The sequence below is a fragment of the Streptomyces doebereineriae genome (assembly GCF_031845645.1).
Taxonomy (GTDB): domain Bacteria; phylum Actinomycetota; class Actinomycetes; order Streptomycetales; family Streptomycetaceae; genus Streptomyces; species Streptomyces canus.
In genome coordinates, this window is sequence record NZ_JAVREZ010000001.1 from 896,143 (window position 1) to 913,957 (window position 17,815).

The following is a 17,815-nucleotide window of genomic DNA, read 5'->3' on the forward strand; positions in this document are numbered from 1 at the left end:
ACTTCCATGACCGACACCCAGGCAACCGCCAAGTCCCCTGCGGCGGTGGGGGCATGACAGCGCGTCCCGCCCTCACCCCGCAACTCGGCCGGACCCGGGTCATGGCCATCCTCAGGTCGGCGGACGCCTCCGGGCTGCCCGCGGTGGCCCGGGCACTCGCGGTCGGCGGCGTCACCTGCCTGGAGGTCACCCTCACCACCACCGGAGCGCTCGACGCGCTGACCCGCATCCGGGCGGAACTCGGCCCCGACGTCGCGATCGGCGCCGGCACCGTGATCACCGGCGGCCAGGCCCGGGACGCCCTGGCGGCGGGAGCGGAGTTCCTGGTCGCCCCCGTAGTGGACACCGCCGTCATCCGGCACGCGGCGGACCGTGGCATCCCGTGCTACCCGGGCGCCTGGACTCCGACCGAGGTGTGCCAGGCGTGGCAGGCGGGCGCCGCCGCCGTCAAGCTCTTCCCCGCGAGCACGGGCGGACCCGCCCATCTGCGCCAACTGCGGGCGCCGCTGCCCGACATCCCGCTCCTCGCCGTCGGCGGCGTAGGCATCGACGAGGCGCGCGACTACCTGGACGCGGGCGCCTGTGCGGTCGGTATCGGTTCCCCGCTGCTGCGCGGGGCGGACCAGGATCCGACTCCGGAGGCACTGGACGCCCTCACCAGGAGGGCACGCACCCTGCTGGACGCAGTAGGGGCCACCGCACGGGCCGGGGAGACGACCTCATGAGCAGATCCTCACCCCCGCCCGGCGAGCCCTACCTCGTGACCCTCGGCGACGTGCTCGCGGTCATGGCGGCCAACCGGGATCCCGGCCCGTTCACGCTCGGCACGACACTGCGCCTGGGAATCGCCGGCGCCGAGTCCAACGTCGCCGTCGGCGTCAGCCGTCTCGGCGGATCCGCCACCTGGATCGGCCGGGTGAGTGACGACGAACTCGGCGACCTCGTCCTGCGGGAGCTACGGGCCGAAGGGGTCACCACCGTCGCCGCGCGCGACCCCGCACCCACGTCCCTGCTGCTGAAGGAACGCCGCACCTCCACGCACAGTCGTACGCGCTACTACCGCACCCACACGGCCGGCGCCCGGCTGACCGCCGACGACATCCCCGAGGACCTCGTCGCCGGAGCCGCGGTCCTGCACATCACGGGCATCACCCCGGCACTCGGAGAGGGACCCGCCGCGGCCGTGACCCGGGCCGTGGACATCGCCGCTGCCGCCGGAGTCACCATCTCCCTGGACGTCAACTTCCGATCACTGCTGTGGAGCGAGGCCGAGGCCCGCTCGATCCTGCGGCCCCTGCTGTGCAGGAGCGACCTGGTCTTCGCCGGACCGCACGAGGCCGCCCTCGTGGTGCCCGGGGCGGCCGACGGACCGGAGGAACTCGCCAAGGGCATCTGCGACCTCGGACCCGCCGGAGCGGTGATCAAGCTGGGCGAGGAAGGCGCGTACGCCCTCCTCGACGGACAGCCCCACCGGCAGCCCGCCGTACCGGTCCGCGTCCACGACACAGTGGGTGCGGGAGACGCGTTCGCCGCCGGGTACCTCGCCGAACTGCTCGCGGGGGAGCCCCCGGAGCGGCGGCTGCGGACCGCCGCCCTGCTCGGCGCTTTCGCGGTGAGCACCGCCGGCGACTGGGAGGGCCTTCCCCGGCGCTCCGAACTGGGACTGCTGGACCACCACGACGACATCGTCCGCTGAAACCTCTCCTCCTACTGCCCCGCTCGACCAACTTCCAGGACCCCCCATGCCCTCAAGTCCCGCCACCGGCGCGATCCCCGTCCTCACCGGCTCCTACACCACGGACTCCGGCGGCGACGGCCCCGGCATCGCCGCACTCCTGCTCGATCCCGCGACCGGCCGCCTGGCCTACGACGACGAGGTGAAGCCGCTGGCCGTCAGCGGGGCCTCCTTCCTGGCGGCGCACCCGTCACTCGACGTCGTCTACAGCACGAACGAGACCGAGACGGGAACCGTCAGCGCCGTCGCCCGCGTCGGCGACGGCACCCTGTCCCCGCTGGGCGACCCGGCGAGCAGCGGCGGGGCGAACCCGTGCCACCTCACCGTCCACCCGAGTGGGGAGTGGCTGCTGACCGCGAACTACGGCAGCGACATCGCGCCCGGCACCGTCGCGGTGCACCGGCTCGGCGCGGACGGACACCTGCTGGAGCCGACCGACCTCGTCGTTCACCAGGGGTCGGGCCCGGTCACCGGGCGGCAGGAGGGCAGCCACGCCCACCAGGTCCTCCTCGACCCCGCGGGCCGTTTCGTGCTGGCCACCGACCTGGGGGCGGACGCCGTTCTCACCTACCGGCTCGACACCGTCACCGGAACCCTGGAGCAGGCCGCGGTGAACCGTATGCGCACGGGATCCGGCCCCCGCCACCTCGCCTTCGCGCCCGGCGGCGAACTGGTGCTCAGCGCCGACGAGCTGTCCTCTACCGTCACCTGCCACCGCTACGACGCCACCGACGGCACCCTGACGGCTCTCTCCTCCGCTCCCGCCACGACAGCGAAGGACATCGTCAACCAGCCCGGCGGAATCGTCGCGTCGCCCTGCGGACGCTTCGTGTGGGTGACCAACCGCGGTGCGGACACCATCGCCGCGTTCCGCCTCGTCGGCACCGCCCTGGAACCGCTGGGCGAGGTTCCCGCAGGCGGCACATGGCCCCGCGGCCTCGCTCTGGTGGACGGTCATCTGCTCGTCGCCAACCAGCACAGCGGCACGCTCGCCACCCTGCGGGTCCTGCAGGACGGAACCCTCGACCGGCCCCACCAGCCGATCTCCGCCCCTTCGGTGGTCTGCGCCCTGGCGCTCTGACCGCCCTCCGCTCCCTATGTCCTCCTTCCACATCCGAAATTGACGTCCGAAGTGACGTCCGAAAGGCAGTCATGTCCGAGCCCGGCACCACCACCCCGGCCGCCCGCTTCACCCTCGACTCGGCCTTCGCGGTCGGCAGCGTGAACCCCCGTCTGTACGGATCGTTCGTCGAGCACATGGGCCGCTGCGTCTACACAGGCATCTACGAGCCCGGGCACCCAGCCGCCGACGCGGAAGGCCTGCGCCAGGACGTCCTGGAGCTGGTCCGTGAGCTCGGTGTCACCACCGTCCGCTACCCCGGCGGCAACTTCGTCTCCGGCTACCGCTGGGAGGACAGCGTGGGCCCGCGCGAGGAGCGGCCGGCCCGGCTGGACCTGGCCTGGAAGTCCACCGAGACCAACGAGTTCGGCCTGGGCGAGTTCATGGACTTCTGCGGCAAGACCGGCATGGAGCCCATGATGGCCGTCAACCTCGGCACCCGCGGCGTCGAGGACGCCGTACGACTGCTGGAGTACTCCAACCACCCCGGCGGTACCGAGCTGTCCGAACTCCGCGCCGCCCACGGCGACAAGGAGCCGTACGGCATCCGCATGTGGTGCCTGGGCAACGAGATGGACGGCCCCTGGCAGACCGGGCACAAGACACCCGAGGAGTACGGTCGCCTCGCCGCCGAGACCGCCCGTGCCATGCGGCAGGTCGACCCCGGTCTGGAGCTGGTCGCCTGCGGCAGTTCCAGCTCCTCCATGCCGACGTTCGCCTCCTGGGAGGCGACCGTCCTCCAGGCCACTTACGACCTCGTGGACTACGTCTCCCTGCACGCCTACTACGAGGAGATCGACGGCGACCGGGACTCCTTCCTGGCCTCCGCCGTCGACATGGAGCACTTCATCGAGTCGGTCGTCGCCACCTGCGACCACGTGCGGGCCCGCCTCAAGGCGAAGAAGCACATCAACCTCTCCTTCGACGAGTGGAACGTCTGGTACCAGAAGCGGCCCAACCCGCACGCCGTGGAGGAGTGGCAGCAGGCGCCGCGCCTGCTGGAGGACGTCTACACCGTCACCGACGCCGTGGTCTTCGGCTCGCTGCTCATCGCGCTGCTGCGGCACGCCGACCGGGTCACCTCGGCCTCCCTCGCACAGCTCGTCAACGTCATCGCGCCGATCATGACCGAGCCGGGCGGCCCGGCATGGCGCCAGACCACGTTCTACCCCTTCGCCCAGGCGTCGGCGTACGGACGCGGCACGGTGCTGCGCGTCGAGGTGGACAGCCCGACGTACGCCACCGCCCGCTTCGGTGACGTACCACTACTGCACGCCACCGCGGTGACCGACGACGAGAACGGCGACATCACCGTCTTCGCGGTCAACCGCAGCCAGACCGACGCGCTGCCGCTGGAGATCGACCTGCGTGGGGTCGACGCCGGCGTCGTGGTCGAGCACCTGGTCCTGGCCGACGGCGACCCGGAGGCCACCAACACCGCGGACCGGACCGACCGTGTCACCCCGCACGCAGCCACCGGCACCACCCTCACGGAGGGCGTCCTGCACGCCGAACTCGAACCACTCTCCTGGAACATGATCCGCCTGACAGGCCGGCAGAACTGACGACGAGGTACTGACCGCCCACGGGTCGATGCCACCGCCGTCCTCAACGCGATCGACGGGCACACCCTGACCGCGCCACCGCAACCGGTGAAACGGGACACCGCCAACACTCACGCCTGGGATGAACCGATGACAACCGTTGCCCGACCTCTGTTCCGAGACCCCATGCACGACGGCGCGGCCGACCCCACCGTCATCTGGAACCGGCACGCCGGCGAGTGGTGGATGTTCTACACGAGCCGACGCGCCGACGCGCCACCGATGAGCGACGTGAGCTGGGTGCACGGGACCGACATCGGGATCGCGTCCTCCTCGGACGGCGGAGCCACCTGGCTGTACCGGGGAATTGCCCAAGGGCTGGACATCGAGCCCGGGCGGCACACCTACTGGGCCCCCGAGATCGTCGACGACGGAACCGAATACCACATGTTCGTCAGCGTGATCCGCGGTGTTCCGACCCAGTGGGCGGGCCACGCACGCGTGATCCGTCACTACACGAGCCGCGACCTCTTCTCGTGGACCTACCGTTCCACTCTGCCGCTCTCGTCCGAGACAGTGATCGACGCCTGCGTCCTGCGGCTTCCCACCGGCGGCTACCGCATGTGGTACAAGGACGAGGCCGATCACGCGCACACCTACGCGGCGGACAGCGACGATCTGGTGCGGTGGACCGTCCGAGGACCTGCCGTCGAGTGCTCGGAGCACGAGGGCCCGAACGTCTTCGAGTTCGGCGGCAGCTACTGGATGCTCGTCGACGAATGGCACGGCCTGCGGGTTCTTCACTCGCGGGATCTGGAGACCTGGGAACCGCGAGGACTCGTTCTCGACCGGCCGGGGCAGGGCCCGGACGACGCGTCATATGGATTCCACGCCGATGTCGTCACCAGTGAACTCGGTGCCTTCGTCTTCTATTTCACGCATCCCGGGCGATCCGACGTGGGTGCTGTGCACCACAGCACCCACAACGACCGCAGAAGCTCGATCCAGGTCGCGCGCCTGCGGGTGAACGGAGACACCCTCGTGTGCGACCGCGACGAAGCCCTTGAGGCCCCCGTCCTGCCTCTCGAAGGGCCGGTCCGGTGAGGCGGGAGTCGTTTATCCCCAACCGGTCCCGCCTCACAAGGATGATCCCGTTCGTCGCCGCGCTCCTCCTCGTCACCGCATGCCGCGCCGAAGTGCCGGCCGGCTCCGGCTCCGGTGTGACCCTGCTCGACGGGGACCGGATCTCCGTCTCGGGCCCGACCGTCGTCTCGGCCATTCCCATCGACGACCAGGGTGATGTCGACGCGGCGGCCGCTCGAAGCCAGATCCCCTCGCTCAAGAGCGTGGCGCTGCAGTATCCCGGTGTCCGGGTTCTCATCACCGACGCGGACGGCCGTACGACCGACGCCGCGTTGCAGAACTTCGCGGCGAACTGGGCGATCCGGCCCGCACTCGTGGTCGCCGCCGACTCGGCCTCCGCCGGCACCCAGCTGTCCAGGGACGGACAGCTCCACACACTGCTGATCGGCGCCGACGGACACGTGGCCGCCGATTGGTCGAACCGTCCTGCCCCCACGCAGGCGATCGTCGCCGCGCTCCGCAAGGCCGCGGTGAGTCCCACCACCCATTCCGACAACGTCGTACGGAAAGAAGCATCATGAGACACCCCACAGAGATAAGACGTGCCTTCACAGTCGCCGTCGTCACGCTGCTGATGGCCTGCGCCGCTGTCGTGCTGACACCGGCCGTGCGGGCTCACGCGGCGGGCTCGACCTACTACGTGGACTGCTCGGCGGCATCCAACGGGACCGGCACCTCCGGCTCGCCGTGGAACTCGCCGGCGGGCCCGAACGCGACGACCTTCGCCCCAGGGGACCAGTTGCTGTTCAAGCGGGGCACGACCTGCTCAGGACTCCTGCACCCGCTGGGCTCGGGCAGCGCGACAGGCGGGTCGATCACCATGAGCGCCTACGGCACCGGCGCCCTGCCGATCATCGCCGGGGGCGGCGGCACGGACACGATCTACCTCTACAACCAGGAGTACTGGGAGATCTCCGACCTGGAGGTGACGAACACCGGCGCGGTGAAGGGCGCGAACGAGCGACGCGGTGTCTACGTGGTCCTCGAGAACTACGGGACAGGGCACCACTACAAGGTCAGCAACCTCACCGTCCATGACGTGAACGGAACCCAGTCGAAGGCCGTCGACGGCAGCTCCGGCATCCAGTTCTCCGTCATCGGGACCACGACGCCCAGCGCCTTCGACGACATCGTCATCGACGGCAACACGGTGTCCAACGTCGCCCGCAGCGGTATCAACATGGGAAGCCTGTGGGGATGCCGGCCGTCCATCGGCTGCAACAACCCGGTCTGGACCCCCTGGACCGACGTCGTCGTGCAGAACAACACCGTCCACGACACGGACGGCGACGGCATCGTCGTGCAGAACTCGCAAGGCGCCGTCATGCAGCACAACGTCGTCTACAACGCCGCGAAGGGAAACACGGCGAACGCGGGCATCTGGGCCTGGGACTCCGACAACACCGTGATCCAGTACAACGAGGCGTACGGAACGCAGAAGAACTCCGGAAACTCCGACGGCCAGGGCTTCGACGTCGACTACGGGCAGGACGGCACCGTCGTCCAGTACAACTACAGCCACGACAACGCGGGAGGATTCATCCTCTTCTGCGGCTGCGGCGGGGGATCACACCTCGCCAGCAACGCGGTGGTCCGCTACAACGTCAGCGAGGACGACCGGCTGCGCGCCATCACCATGGACGGGTCGCAGGACTCCAAGCTCTACAACAACACGATCTACCTCCCGTCCGGATCCACCGCGAACGTCCTAGAGGTCACGGGCGCCTGGAACGACCTCACGCTCGCCAACAACATCATCTACAACCTGGGCAGCGGCGGCTACGTCTACACGTCCGGCCAGCCTGCCTCGAACTTCGCCTGGCGGAACAACCTCTTCTACGGCAACCACCCGGCCAGTGAGCCCTCCGACCCCGGAAAGATCACGGCGGATCCGCTGCTGAGCTCGCCCGGCACGGGCGGCACCGGCATCGGCAGTGTCACGGGCTACCAGCTCACCGCGTCCTCTCCGGCCATCGGCGCGGGAGTCGTCATCCCCGACAACGGCGGCCAGGACTACTGGGGATCGACCGTTCCCTCGGTCTGCGCGCCCGACATCGGCGCCGACCAGTACAGCTCGCCGAACGACGCGACCTGCCTGGCGAACGAGAACCTCGGCTTCGAGAAGGGGACGACCACCGGGTGGAGCAAGTGGAACTCGGCCTCGGTGGTGAACACGACCTCCCACACCGGAACCTGGGCGGCCAAGATCTCGTCGTCGCCCGCCTCCCTCGAACAGTCCGTCCCTGTCGCGCCCCGGACGACGTACCGTGTCTCGGGCTGGGTGAAGTCGGATGTCGCCGGTGAGGTCATGAACGTCGGCGTCAAGAACACCGGCGGCCTGGAAACAGTGGTGAACTCCAGCGGCACCTCGTGGACGTTCGTCTCCGCCGACTTCACCACCGGGGCGACCAACAACACCGTAAGGCTGTACTGCTACAAGAGTTCGGGTACGGGCAACGGCTATTGCGACGACATGACCGTCACGCCCGTCAGGAACTACGCGATCAACGGCAACCTCGAGTCCGGCCACACCGTGCCCTGGCGCAACGGCGACTTCTCGCTCACGAGCACGGCGTCCAACGGCAACGCCGCCGCTCTGACGAACGCGTCCCTGAGCGGGAGCACCCTGTTCCAGATCATCACCGGCCTCACGCCGAACACCACGTACCGGCTGACCGGCTCCCTCGCGAGCCAGACCGCCGGCACCACGACGGCACTGGAGGCCAAGCTCTACAACGGCACCGCTGTCACGAGCGCCTCGACCACGTCGAGCACCTACTCGAAGCAGTCGACGACCTTCACCACGGGCGCAGGCGTGACCACCGCTCGCATCTACTGCCACCTTGTCTCCGGAAGCGGTGACGGCTACTGCGACGAAGTCACCCTGACCCAGCAGTGACCGACATTTCTCCTTCGGCGGCGACCACACCGGCGGCATCCGCCGGCCCACCGGCCATTGCTGTCTGCATGAGGGTGTCGACGTCCTAGTGGTTCACCAGAAACCCAAAGCCCCGGTGGAAGCACAAGTTGCTGCCTGTGCCGAACGGTGCGCCGTTGGTGGGTTCGGCCTTCGAGCCCGGCAGTGTCTCGGGCGCCATCGGGGGCCGTACCCGCGCACTGCGACGAACTCGTGCAGAAATGGCGCGCCCTGCAGCGCGTGATGCTGAGTCTGGGCGGAGCCCAGGCACAGTCCGCGGCACCCGCCGTCTCTGGAGCATGTCCTTATCTGTGGGATAGGTGTCTCGATCGTCATGGCGCAGCAAGACCCGCCGACGTCAGGCTGGAGGCGGCGCCGCCGAGTGGACGGCGAGCGCACACAGGGAAGGCAGACACCATGGGAATCCAGAGCGCCGGGACGGCCGACGTCGACGTGCCGGACACGAAGCTGGTCCGGGAGGCGACAGAGCTGATCCGGGACACCACGAGCGAACTCATCTACCACCACTCCCGCCGGGTGTACTTCTTCGGCAGCCTGCAGGGCCGCAACCGCGATCTGAGCTTCGACCCGGAACTCCTCTACCTCGGCGCCATGTTCCATGACGTGGGCCTGAACGACACCTTCCACAGCAGCGGCCGCCGCTTCGAAGTGGACAGCGCCGAGGAAGCGAAGCGGTTCCTGCAGGCGCACGGGGTTGCGGACGACAGCATCCGCCGGGTCTGGACGGCGATCGCCCTGCACACCACGCCCGGGATCCCGGAGTTCATGGAGCCGGAGGTGGCCCTGGTCACCGCTGGGGTGGAGTACGACGTACTGGGCATCGGGTACGGTGCGATCCCGGAGGCGGACCGGGCCGAGATCGTGGCCCTGCACCCTCGCCCGGACTTCAAGCGCCGGATCCTTGAGGCATTCACCGACGGTATCCGGCCCAAGCCGGAGACGACGTTCGGCAACGTGAAGGCCGACGTGCTGGAGCACTTCGTTCCCGGTTTCCAGCGCGGTGACTTCGTTCGTACGATCCTCGAGTCCCCGTGGAAGGAGTAGGTCCGCCGGTGTCCCACCGCCGCCACACGGTCGCCGTCGTCGCCTTCGACGCGGTGCAGCTTCTCGACGTCACCGGCCCGGTCGAGGTCTTCACGACCGCCAATCGCTACGGTGCGCACTACGACGTGCGGGTCGTCTCGCCCACCGGCGCGAACGTCGTCACCTCCTCGGGACTGGCCCTCGGCGTCAACGGCCCGCTCTCCTCGCTGCCGCGCAGGATCGGCACCCTGGTGGTGCCCGGGAGGCGGGACTGGCGGGCCGCTGTCGGCGACACGGACCTGGTGGAGTCGGTAGCGGACCTGGCCGGCCGGGCCGTGCGCGTGAGTTCCGTATGCGCGGGAGCGTTCGTTCTGGCCGCGACCGGCCTGCTGGACGGCCGGCGTGCCGCAACGCACTGGGAGCTCGCGCCCGACCTTGCGGTCGCCTTCCCGGAAGTACGGGTGGAGAGCGATCCGGTGTTCGTCCGGGACGGCCACGTCGTCACCTCGGCCGGGGTGACGGCGGGTATCGACCTCGCGCTGTCCCTGGTCGAGGAGGACTGCGGGGCCGAGGCGGCGCGCAGCGTGGCCCGGCAACTGGTCGTCTTCATGGCCAGACCCGGCGGGCAGGCGCAGTTCAGCGCCCGCATGGTTCCCGGCCGGCCTCGGCACTCGGCGGTGCGACACGTGATGGACCACGTGGGCAGCGACCCCTCGGCCGCGCACACCCTCGATTCACTGGCAGCCGTCGGCGGTGTCAGCGTCCGGCACCTGGCACGGCTCTTCCGCAGCGAGATCGGCATGTCGCCCGGGCAGTACGTCGACTCCATCAGGACCGAGGCCGCCCAGGCTCTCCTGGAGAACGGCGACGGCACTGTGGAGGAAGTGGCACAGCAGGCGGGGTTCGGTTCCTCGGAGTCGCTGCGCCGGGTCTTCCAGCACACCCTCGGCGTCTCTCCGACCGAGTATCGCGCCCGCTTCCGCAGCACCGCCGTAAGTCGCCGTATCGTCGCTGCCTGAGAGAAGAGCCACCCGTAAGCGAAGAGTCCGCCTCAAGACCCAGGCCCGCCTTGTTTCAGTTTGGCCTCCAAACCGAATTGCGTGGCAGTATGGAGGCATGGTTGTCCGACGTGATCCCCTGACCCTGGCCGGCCGGCCGTGCGCCATCGCGGCGTCCGTGCAACTGATCGGTGACCGCTGGTCGATGCTGGTGATCCGCGAAGTGATCTTCGGTAATCACCAGTTCAGCCAGATCGCCCGCAATACGGGTGCCCCGCGTGACCGGCTGACAGCGAGGCTGCGCAGCCTCGTCGAGGCAGGGGTGCTCGAACGCCGCCCCGTCAGCGAGGGCGCCCGCCACGAGGGCTACTACCTCACGGAGGCCGGCGAGGACCTTCGCCCCGTCCTGCGGGCCCTGCTCGCCTGGGGCGACAAGTGGGCCGTGACAGCTCCTCCGCTGAGCCTGGCCCACCACGATCACCCGCTGGAGCTGGAGAGTCGCTGCGCCACCTGCGGCGAGAAGGTCGACGACGCCGATCTCGCCGAGGAAATGCTTACGCCCGGCTGGGACATGCGAGGGCGGCTGGACGAGGTGGTCGCCGAGGAGTGAGGGCCAGGCCGTCGCAGGCGCGGGTACGGCGGCCTTCCCCTTCGACCGGGCGGCTCTCACGATCCGCCGCGTGCCGCGACGAGTGCCGGTGACACTTGGGAGCCTGTCCGGCCGTGCACAGCGGATCTGTCGCCCCTGCGCGTCAGACCGGCCGGAAAGAGCCCGGCAGACCCTAACGCCGGGCCGACCGCACCGTGACCTCCTCGGCTTTCACCTCATGCCCCGCGGCACACACCAGCCGCGCGGCCACCGGCTCTTCGCAGGCCGTGTGGTGCAGAGTCAGCGGGGGCCCGGAAGGCCGGGCCAGGTGCTGGTCCCCCCATTGCATGAGCGCGACGAGGGCCGGCTGCAGGTCCACGCCGGCCGGGGTCAGGACGTATTCATGACGGGTGCGCTGTCCGGGTTCCTGGTAGGGGCGGCGCTCGAGGAGACCTGCGGCCACCAGTTCCCGCAGGCGCGCCGCGGCGACGGCCTCCGTGATGCCGACATGGCGTACGAAGTCGTCGTACCGGGTCGTCCCGTAGTGCGCCTCCCGCATGATCAGCATGGCGGACCGAGTGCCCAGAACGCGCATGGTTCCGTCGATGGAGCAGTCCTCGGCAGTCCACTGTGACCGGTCGGCCAGTTCACCCGCCAAAGTCATGTGCGTCGATTCCATGACCACCTCCCTCTGGCTGTGATTTTACATAGCCAGCAGAGGTTGGGTACGGTTCCTGACTATGGCATCCTCAAGTCAGGTGGCTGTGGAGTCGACACCCGGTCGCGTGCAGCGGCGGCCGGGTGTCGTACTGACCGTGCTGAGTGCATCCGGCTTCATGGCGGGCCTGGACGTGTTCGTCGTGAACGTGGCTCTGGACGACATCGGCCATGACTTCCCCGGCGCCTTGCTTGCGGACATGAGCTGGATACTGAACGCCTATGCCATCGTCTACGCCGCGCTGCTGGTGCCGCTGGTCAGCCTGGCCGACCGCTACGGCAGCACGCGCGGCTTCCTCCTGGGCCTGACGGTGTTCACCTCGGCCAGCGCCGCGAGTGCAGCCAGCCCGGACTGTGGGCCCTGGTCGTCTTCCGTGGACTGCAGGCGGCGGGAGCGGCGGCGCTGACCCCGGCCAGCCTGGGCCTGCTGCTCGCGGCCACGGCTCCCGAGCGGCGCACCAGGGCGGTGCGGATCTGGTCCGCTTCCGCAGCCCTGGCCGCGGCCGCCGGTCCAGGGCTGGGCGGACTGCTGGTGCAGTCGTCCTGGCGGTGGATCTTCCTGGTCAACGTGCCCGTGGGCGCAGTGGCACTCGTTGCCGGCGCCCGCCTCCTCCCCGACGTCCGCAGGGCCGGGACGGGCCGGATCCCGGACGTCTTCGGCGCGCGAAGATGACCTTTCTCGACCGCAGGTCCAGGGGGCTCTACGCGGACTGGCGCGAGCACGCACGGGAAAACGCCGGCCTTGCGCCTGGAGGCCGGACGTTGCCTGTCCAGGCCGGCGCCGCGGTCGCGTCGCTGCCCGACCACAGATCCGGGACCGGTTCCGCGGTGAGCCAGAGTTTTCCGGCAACTGGGTGCCGTGCTCGGCATCAGTCTGTTCGTCGCAGTCGTCGGGAATCCCGGGCCGGCGCAGGCCGTCCGTGCCTTCCAGCACATATGGTAGGCGTTCGGCGTGATCGGACTGGTCAGCGGGCTGATGGTCTGGCTCCCGGTGCAGACCCGCAAGGGCGGTGGGTCATCCGGCAACGCGACGCCGGCCGGGACCGCCGGCGCATCGGCCGGTCGCTCGCGCTGAGCCGTGCTGAGCCGTCCCGAGCCGCACCAAGCATCTGCGCAAGGTCGGCCGTCCGCGGGGGCCCCGCGGGTGCCCTCCGCGGGGAAGGGGAATTCGGGCGGGTGGGCGGTGGCTGCCGAGCCCGGCCACCCGCCCGGATCCTGTCACTGCCGCGGTCCCTGGAGCAGCGGTTGCATGCATACCTGGTGCCCGCTGCTCACGAAGGGACGTTGTCCGACCGCAGGTCGGCTGTGCTGGAGCCCTGCGCCTCACCTCCGCTCGTGGCAAGGGGACAAGGACGTCGCTCAGAGGCCCAGCGTGCGGCGCACCCAGTTGGTGCGGGCCTCGCGGGACGCGACCGCGATGGCCGTGTCCGCGGCGACGAGCTCGTAGAGGTGGAAACCGCCCGCCCAGACGTGCAGTTCGGCCGAACCGCCGGCCGCCCAGATCGCCGAGGCGTACGCGGCGCTCTCGTCACGGACAAGGTCCACGCTGCCGACCTCGATGTAGGCGGGCGGCAGGCCGGAGAGGTCGGTAGCCCGGCTCGGGGACTCGTAGGGGGAGACGTCGGCGGTGCCGCGACGGTCGCCGAGGGCGGCGTTCCAGCCGGTGAAGTTGCTGGTGCGGTCCCAGACGCCGATGCCGTCGATCTGGTGGCTGGAGACCGTGTCGTTGCGGTCGTCGAGCATCGGGTAGGTGAGCAGCTGGCCGGCGAGATCGGGGCCGTCGTTGTCCCGGGCCTTGAGCGCGACCGCGGCCGCCAGGCCGGCGCCCGCGCTCATGCCGGCCGCGATCAGCTTGTCCGGGGCGAAGCCGAGCTCCTCGGCGTGCTCCGCGGTCCACTTCAGGGCGGCGTAGGAGTCCTCGACCTGAGCGGGCGCCGGGTTCTCCGGGGCCAGCCGGTATTCCGCCGTGACGACGACGGCGTCCAGCTGCTCGACGTAGTCGACGATCGGGGCGATGCCGACAAAGCGGTCGCCGAAGATCAGGCCGCCGACGTGGGTGAAGAAGAAGCCCGGCCCGGGGGTGACGTGGTCGGTGCGGCGGAAGACGGAGACCAGCAGGTCCGGAGCGCCCTCGGGGCCGGGGATCGTGCGCTCGAAGTGCTCGATCGGACGGCCCTTGATGAGCTCCTCGACGCCGGGGGTGAAGCCGCCGGACCGCAGCGCCGGGATGTCCTCGGGGTACAGCGAGGAGTTGAACGACTGCAGAACGACGTCGAGGACGGGCTTGAGCTCGCGGTCGAACGGCGGGGCGGGGTACTTCGCGTTGGGCATGGTGACCTCAGGGATACAGGCCGCACGAGAGGCGGCTACGACGCCTGCTGACTTGCAGGTTGTGAAGTCAGCCTAACAGTGACTGACCGCCAGTCATTCGCTGGTCCGGAAAGCGCGCTGTGATGCGCGTCACCCCGCAGGTGAGGTGCCGAATACGTCCCTGGTGCCGGGGCGGGCGGTTACCCGCGCCCGGTTTCCTTAAGTCCGAACACCGCACGGGTCATGTGCCCCGAGGCCGTCACCACTTCCTCGTGGGAGAGGGGGGCGTAGCCGGTGATCGCGTCCGTGACGGCTCCACAGAACCCGTGGAAAAGTGCACGGGCCATCATGTCCGGCTGCTCGCAGATGACGTCGCCGCTTTTGACGCCCTCCTGTGCGGCAGTCGCGATCATGCCGATCAGGCGTTCGTTGGCGGCCGCGTGCACCTCCTGGGCGCCCGCGCCGTCGTACAGGACCCGGTGCAGGTCGGCGTGCTCGAGTGCGAAGCGGCAGAGCGATTCCAGGACGTCCACGAGCCGCCGGGCCAGGGGCACTTCCGCATTGCCGAGGATCTTCTCGCCGACGCCGGCGAAGTTGTCCATGTGGCGCTCCCACAGGGCCGCCGCCGCCTCGTCCTTGGTCTTGAAGTAGAGGTAGAACGTCCCCTTGGAGACCTCGGCGAGGGTCGTGATCTCCTCGATCCTGGCGTCGGCGATGCCCTTGCGGGTGAACACTTCGGCCGCGGCGTCGAGGATGTCCTTGCGGCGCTCCTCCGGCGGTTTGGCGACCCGTTTCCGCTTGGCGGTGGCGGGTGTTCCCATCGGCGCTCCTTTTGTCGTCGCGCCCTGTTTGCACGACCGAATGACTGACTGCTAGTCAATCGTACGCTCCTGGCGGAAACGCCGGTCTTGAGGCCGTGCGGAGGCCCGGGCCACGCGTCGGCTGCCCGCACCGGCAGCAGTCAGGCCGCCTTGTGCTGGCCGCCGTCGACCAGGTAGTCGGCACCCGTGATGCTGGCCGCGGCGTCGGACAGGAGGAAGGCGATGGCGGACGCGATCTCCTCGGGCTCGACGAACCGGCCGGTGGTGATGCCCAGCGCTCCGGGTGCCTGCTGGAGGAAGGTGGGGATGTCCATGCCGAAGGCCGCCGCGATCTGGCCGCCGAACTTCTCCGGGCCGTCGTAGATGGAGCTGCGGACGAACCCGGGGGAGAGGGTGTTCACGCGGACGCCCTGCGGGCCGAACTCCTCCGCGAGGGCCTTGCCGAGCGCGGTGACCGCGGCCTTGGCGGTGGCATAGGCCACCGGGCCGAGGCCTGGCAGGCGAGCGGCGACCGTCGACACGTTCACGATGGCGCCCTTGTGCTCCACGAGGCTGGGCAGGGCGGCCCGGGTGACCCGGACCGTGCTGAGCAGGTTGATGTCGAGGATGGCCGTCCACTTCTCGTCATCGGTGTCGAGGAAGCCCTGGACGGCCAGGTCGTCACCGCCGCCGACATTGTTGACGAGCAGATCGATTCCGCCCAGCTCGGCCAGAGCCTGCTCGACCAGGGTGTGCGCACCCTCCGCGGTGGAGAGGTCGGCGGCCACCCCGATGGCGCCCGTCTCCTTCAGCTCAGTGGTGATCGTGCGGGAGGCGCCGACGACCCGGACTCCCTCGGCGACGAGTGCCTTGACGGTGGCCAGTCCGATACCGCGGCTGGCGCCGGTGACGACGGCGGTCTTGGAGGCGAGCTTCAGATCCATGAGGCATCCTTTTCTTGAACTCTAGGTACAAAATGTGGGTACGGACGCACCCCGCCCTGGCCGCACGTCGCGGAGGTGCGGTCAGAGCAGGTCGATGGTGGTGTCGATCACCCTGACGAGCCGGTCGGTCCCCGGTTCGACCCGGCCCATGAGCCGCATGCCGGTCACCGTGTTGAGCAGCAGGCTGGCCAGCGCTTTCGCGTCACGCCCGGTGCTGATCTCGCCCGCGCGCTGGCCTTCTTCCAGCAGGGCCTGGAAGGCGTCCTCCGTGCGGTCGAGCATGCCCCGGACCTGGGTCGTCACGGACTCGTCCGTGACGCCGAACTCGGCGGCGCTGTTCATCGCGAGGCAGCCGCGGCGCCCGGGGTCGGCGAGGTCCGTCTCGGCGAGGACGTGCAGCGCCCTGCGCAGGCGCTCCTTCACCGGACCGGAGTCCTCCAGGAGTTCTTTCACGGTCGAGGCCTGGATCTCCAGGTAGCGGCGCATCGCCAGGTCGAACAACTGGCGCTTGCCGCCGAAGGCGTTGTAGAGACTGCCCTTGCCGATGCCCAGAGTGTCGGCAAGACACTGAGGCGTCGTGGCGCCGTATCCCTGACGCCAGAACACCCGCATCGCCTGCTCGACGGCCGTGTCCGGGTCGAACTCCTTGGGCCTTCCCATGGCGGGACCTTAACAGGATTTAGGACCTGGAGGTCAAATACCCTTGAGAACCAGTCGGCCGGCCGCCGGCCGCACAAGACTGGGCCGTCGTTGAGGTGACGAGCGAGGGCCCTTGGGTCTGTGACGTGCCGCTTTCTGTAAGCGGCAGTTTCTCCCCGGCTGGCTATGGCAGACTAAAGTCAGAGGGGATGGGTGCTGCTGACACCGCCGGGATGAGTCCGCAAGGCCCTGACCCTGTCCGAGGCAATCAGTTGAAGGGCACGCCAGTCATGGCACTTGAGGTCCGCCCCCCTTCGAGGCGACGGCAGATCCGACCGGGACGATCTTTCTGTCCATCGCATCGGCTGCGGAGCGATGCACGGTCGTCAGCGTCTTGCGCCGGGCTGTTGGCCTGAGTGTCGACTCCACCGGCACGGCGGACCTACGGCCCGTTAGTGAGTGAGTGGTTGGGATTTTGTTCCTGAGACGCGAGTCCCAAGCCGTGTGCGTCGATGGCGAGTTCGTCGATGGGGGAGAGCTCCAGGACGAGGCCGCCCGTGAGCAAAGCCTTGGCGGACTGCCCATGTTCGGAGATGTGTTCCCTGAGGAGCGCCGAAGACCGGACGGGGCCCCCGGCTAATCCCCAAGTGTGTCCGCGCCGTGCTGAACGCAGGATCAATCGGCCAGCCGGACCCTACGTGAGAGAGAAGAGGAGCGTGCCGTGCGGTACGGCAAAGAGCACAAGCAGGCGACGCGACGGCGGATCATCGAGAGGGCCGGCCGCCGCTTCAAACGGGACGGCTTCGACGGTTCGGGGATGTCAACGCTCATGGCGGACGCGGGGCTGACCACGGGTGCCTTCTACGGCCACTTCGCATCCAAGGACGACCTGGTGGCCGCCGTGGTCGCCGACCAGCTGGGCAAGCAGAGTGAGAGCTTCCACTCGCGGGCACCTGGCCGCGCCGGACTTGAGCAGCTTGTGCGTGAGTACCTGTCCGTGCAGCAGCGTGACAACCGTGAGGACGGCTGCCCTTCCGCAGCCCTGCTCGACGAGATCGGGCGCTGCACGGACACCGCCAAGCAGGCATACACCGACGGCATGCTGGCCGGCATCGAAAACATCGCTGCCCGCTTGGCGCCGCACGATCCGCCGTCGGCTCGCATCAAGGCACTCACCGTCTTCGCCATGATGGTCGGGACGCTGCAGCTCTCCCGGGCCTTGACCGACCCACGGCTTGCAGCCGACATCCTCGAGCAGGGCATTGACAACGCCCTCACGCTGTTCGGCGCCGACGAGCATCAGAGGTGATGCGCC

At 69.3% G+C, this 17,815-nt stretch carries 18 protein-coding genes; 13 read left to right on the forward strand and 5 right to left on the reverse strand.

All coding sequences use genetic code 11. The features are described 5' to 3' along the window. Positions 1–53 precede the first annotated feature (53 nt). From RNB18_RS04215 to RNB18_RS04260, 10 genes are all read left to right on the forward strand, one after another. Positions 54–725 carry a bifunctional 4-hydroxy-2-oxoglutarate aldolase/2-dehydro-3-deoxy-phosphogluconate aldolase gene (locus RNB18_RS04215; RefSeq protein ID WP_311712768.1) on the forward strand — a complete coding sequence of 224 codons (672 nt, stop codon included), beginning with the start codon at positions 54–56 and terminating at the stop codon, positions 723–725. Next, a complete protein-coding gene (locus RNB18_RS04220) occupies positions 722–1,696 on the forward strand; it encodes a sugar kinase (protein WP_311712769.1) in 975 nt (324 codons plus the stop codon). Before RNB18_RS04215 ends, RNB18_RS04220 begins: the two co-directional genes overlap by 4 nt. Before the next feature lie 46 nt (positions 1,697–1,742). Next, a complete protein-coding gene (locus tag RNB18_RS04225) occupies positions 1,743–2,816 on the forward strand; it encodes a lactonase family protein (protein ID WP_311712770.1) in 1,074 nt (357 codons plus the stop codon). A 71-nt stretch (positions 2,817–2,887) separates the two neighbouring features. Further along, on the forward strand, positions 2,888–4,420 hold the full coding sequence (gene arfA, locus RNB18_RS04230) for an arabinosylfuranosidase ArfA (RefSeq protein ID WP_311712771.1): 1,533 nt from the start codon (positions 2,888–2,890) through the stop codon (positions 4,418–4,420). Between the two features lie 165 nt (positions 4,421–4,585). Further along, positions 4,586–5,503 carry a glycoside hydrolase family protein gene (locus RNB18_RS04235; protein ID WP_311712772.1) on the forward strand — a complete coding sequence of 306 codons (918 nt, stop codon included), beginning with the start codon at positions 4,586–4,588 and terminating at the stop codon, positions 5,501–5,503. A gap of 41 nt (positions 5,504–5,544) precedes the next feature. Then, a complete protein-coding gene (locus RNB18_RS04240; protein WP_311712773.1) occupies positions 5,545–6,063 on the forward strand; it encodes a hypothetical protein in 519 nt (172 codons plus the stop codon). Beyond that, positions 6,060–8,441 carry a carbohydrate binding domain-containing protein gene (locus RNB18_RS04245; RefSeq protein ID WP_311712774.1) on the forward strand — a complete coding sequence of 794 codons (2,382 nt, stop codon included), beginning with the start codon at positions 6,060–6,062 and terminating at the stop codon, positions 8,439–8,441. Before RNB18_RS04240 ends, RNB18_RS04245 begins: the two co-directional genes overlap by 4 nt. A gap of 435 nt (positions 8,442–8,876) precedes the next feature. Beyond that, the gene (locus RNB18_RS04250; RefSeq protein WP_311712775.1) at positions 8,877–9,524 is read left to right on the forward strand and encodes an HD domain-containing protein; all 648 of its coding nucleotides are present in this window, start codon (positions 8,877–8,879) and stop codon (positions 9,522–9,524) included. An 8-nt stretch (positions 9,525–9,532) separates the two neighbouring features. After that, complete coding sequence (locus tag RNB18_RS04255; RefSeq protein WP_311712776.1) at positions 9,533–10,522, forward strand: GlxA family transcriptional regulator; 990 nt, start codon at positions 9,533–9,535, stop codon at positions 10,520–10,522. 97 nt (positions 10,523–10,619) lie between these two features. Next, a complete protein-coding gene (locus RNB18_RS04260) occupies positions 10,620–11,111 on the forward strand; it encodes a winged helix-turn-helix transcriptional regulator (RefSeq protein WP_311712777.1) in 492 nt (163 codons plus the stop codon). Positions 11,112–11,283: 172 nt separating this feature from the next. Here the strand turns inward: RNB18_RS04260 and RNB18_RS04265 are convergent, their stop codons facing one another. Then, complete coding sequence (locus RNB18_RS04265; protein WP_311712778.1) at positions 11,284–11,769, reverse strand: winged helix-turn-helix transcriptional regulator; 486 nt, start codon at positions 11,767–11,769, stop codon at positions 11,284–11,286. 61 nt (positions 11,770–11,830) lie between these two features. On the opposite strand from RNB18_RS04265, the gene RNB18_RS04270 reads away from it, so the two are divergent. Continuing rightward, entirely contained in the window at positions 11,831–12,214 is a 384-nt protein-coding gene (locus RNB18_RS04270) for an MFS transporter (RefSeq protein ID WP_311712779.1), read from the forward strand. Beyond that, a complete protein-coding gene (locus tag RNB18_RS04275; RefSeq protein WP_311713018.1) occupies positions 12,211–12,480 on the forward strand; it encodes an MFS transporter in 270 nt (89 codons plus the stop codon). The genes RNB18_RS04270 and RNB18_RS04275 overlap by 4 nt, the downstream gene beginning before the upstream one ends. 686 nt (positions 12,481–13,166) lie before the next feature. Here the strand turns inward: RNB18_RS04275 and RNB18_RS04280 are convergent. From RNB18_RS04280 to RNB18_RS04295, 4 genes are all read right to left on the reverse strand, one after another. Next, positions 13,167–14,138 (reverse strand): alpha/beta hydrolase, encoded by a 972-nt coding sequence (locus RNB18_RS04280; protein ID WP_311712780.1) that lies wholly within the window; start codon positions 14,136–14,138, stop codon positions 13,167–13,169. Positions 14,139–14,317: 179 nt separating this feature from the next. Further along, positions 14,318–14,938, reverse strand: a complete 621-nt coding sequence (locus tag RNB18_RS04285; RefSeq protein ID WP_311712781.1) for a TetR/AcrR family transcriptional regulator — start codon at positions 14,936–14,938, stop codon at positions 14,318–14,320. Between the two features lie 140 nt (positions 14,939–15,078). Next, positions 15,079–15,861: an SDR family oxidoreductase gene (locus RNB18_RS04290; protein ID WP_311712782.1), complete on the reverse strand. Its 783-nt coding sequence runs from the start codon at positions 15,859–15,861 to the stop codon at positions 15,079–15,081. An 81-nt stretch (positions 15,862–15,942) separates the two neighbouring features. Continuing rightward, on the reverse strand, positions 15,943–16,521 hold the full coding sequence (locus RNB18_RS04295; protein WP_311712783.1) for a TetR/AcrR family transcriptional regulator: 579 nt from the start codon (positions 16,519–16,521) through the stop codon (positions 15,943–15,945). 700 nt (positions 16,522–17,221) lie between these two features. On the opposite strand from RNB18_RS04295, the gene RNB18_RS04300 reads away from it, so the two are divergent. Beyond that, positions 17,222–17,809, forward strand: coding sequence for a TetR/AcrR family transcriptional regulator (locus tag RNB18_RS04300; protein WP_311712784.1), 588 nt, complete (start codon positions 17,222–17,224; stop codon positions 17,807–17,809). The last annotated feature ends 6 nt before the right edge of the window (positions 17,810–17,815 follow it).